This is a genomic window from Nitratidesulfovibrio liaohensis (assembly GCF_011682075.1).
In the GTDB taxonomy this organism is placed as follows: domain Bacteria; phylum Desulfobacterota; class Desulfovibrionia; order Desulfovibrionales; family Desulfovibrionaceae; genus Cupidesulfovibrio; species Cupidesulfovibrio liaohensis.
This window is the reverse complement of record NZ_VSMK01000523.1, coordinates 1-1531: the sequence shown is the minus strand read 5'-3', so window position 1 is coordinate 1531 and position 1531 is coordinate 1. Positions and strand designations below refer to the sequence as shown.

The following is a 1531-nucleotide window of genomic DNA, read 5'->3' as shown; positions in this document are numbered from 1 at the left end:
GCCACACGCGCATGCGATAGCGTTGCGCAAAGATCATCTCTTGCATTCGCACACCCTCCAATAGGCTTGTCCCTTACCATCCCAAACCACCCCTAGCAAAAGGTGGGGCTATAGTGGGGCTAAACACAAACAACAAAAAGAGGCTCACAAGGATTTCCTTGTAAGCCTCTGATTTTTATGGTTGCGGGGGCCGGATTTGAACCGACGACCTTCGGGTTATGAGCCCGACGAGCTACCGAGCTGCTCCACCCCGCGTCACCTGCGGAATTCGGGTCCGGCGGCGTGGGTTGGGCCTTGCCGTCGGGTCGTTAGAAGTATGCCCGCAGCCACCAGGTGTCAACAGAAAACTGAAAAAACATCGAAGAAGAAAAACAACACACCGACACAGCTGGATAAAAATTTTCACGGGAGCCTGCTTTTTCGCGCAGGCCGGACGGCACGGTCCGCCAGCCTGCCAACCGCCCCCGATTGCTACCCCCGCAGCACCTTCAGTTCCGCCGTCAGCGGGCCATCCTCCGGGGCGGTGACCACGGCATAGCCGCCCGCGCCCAGCGCGCCGGGGTTCACCACCACGGTGCGCCCGATGCGGTCCACCGCCCGCGACTCGTGAATGTGCCCGCACAGGCACACGTCCGGCTGCACCGCCTCTATGAACGCCCGCACCGCCGGGCTGCCCACGTGCGCGCCGTTGCCCAGTCTGTCGCACAGGCTGTCCTTGGGCGGGGTATGTATGGCCAGCACCAGCCGGGGCCAGCGGCCCGCCTCGGCCCGTAGCGCGTCCAGCCATTCGGCCAGCCGCGCTTCCGGCACCTCGCTGGGCGTGCCAAAGGGGGTGGGCGTGGAATAGCCCGCGCCCAGCAGGCCCACGCCGGGGGCCAGTTCGCGCGCGGTGCGATGGATGTTCCAGCCGCGCCCGTCCAGCCAGTCGGTCACCTCGGCCTTGTCCATGTTGCCGATCTGGGCGTGGATGGCCGGGTTGCGCGCGGCAATGGCCGTCAGCACGCGCTCGGCCTGGCGCGCGCCGCCCACCACGGTGATGTCGCCGGTAATGATCACGCCCGCCGCCTCGGCCAGACCGGGAATGTCCGCGATGGGCGAAACGTCGTCGTGGATGTCACCGAACGCTATCCAGTAGGGTACGCTTTGCATGCGGTGTCTTCCTTGTTAGATTGCGTGACGGGGAGGGAGATGTGGAGCGCGGGTATCGTCCGCGCCCGCACTCTACACCACGCACCCGCCACCTGACAAAACACCCTGCGGGGCGTTTCGGTGGCGATTCCGGCACGCCCTTCACGCCACTCCCGTGACGATTGCGGAAGTTCGGCGGTGAAAGGCAACGACAGCCTGGCCGCTCCTGGGTTACTTCAATATTCCTCGGCACCTCCGGTTCCACCACTTCAGGCGGCACACACCCCGAAACCAGCTCCGGCACCTCATCATGACGCACTCCACCCCGCCAGACGCCGAAGCCCGGCAGGCCCTGCGCCGCGCCATGCTGGCCCGCCGCGCCGCCCTGCCCCCCGACGAGGCC

The 1531-nt window shown here is 65.8% G+C and carries 1 protein-coding gene and 1 tRNA gene; both read right to left on the bottom strand.

Annotated elements, in window-relative coordinates; genetic code table 11:
* Positions 1-178 precede the first annotated feature (178 nt).
* Positions 179-255, bottom strand: a tRNA-Met gene (locus FVW27_RS15225).
* A gap of 216 nt (positions 256-471) precedes the next feature.
* Positions 472-1149, bottom strand: coding sequence for a metallophosphoesterase family protein (locus FVW27_RS15220; protein ID WP_167126703.1), 678 nt, complete (start codon positions 1147-1149; stop codon positions 472-474).
* Between the last annotated feature and the right edge of the window lie 382 nt (positions 1150-1531).

Coding starts and splice junctions, on each gene's coding strand:
- FVW27_RS15220 (WP_167126703.1), bottom strand. CDS start 1,149: ATGCAAAGCGTACCCTACTGGATAGCGTTCGGTGACATCCACGACGAC.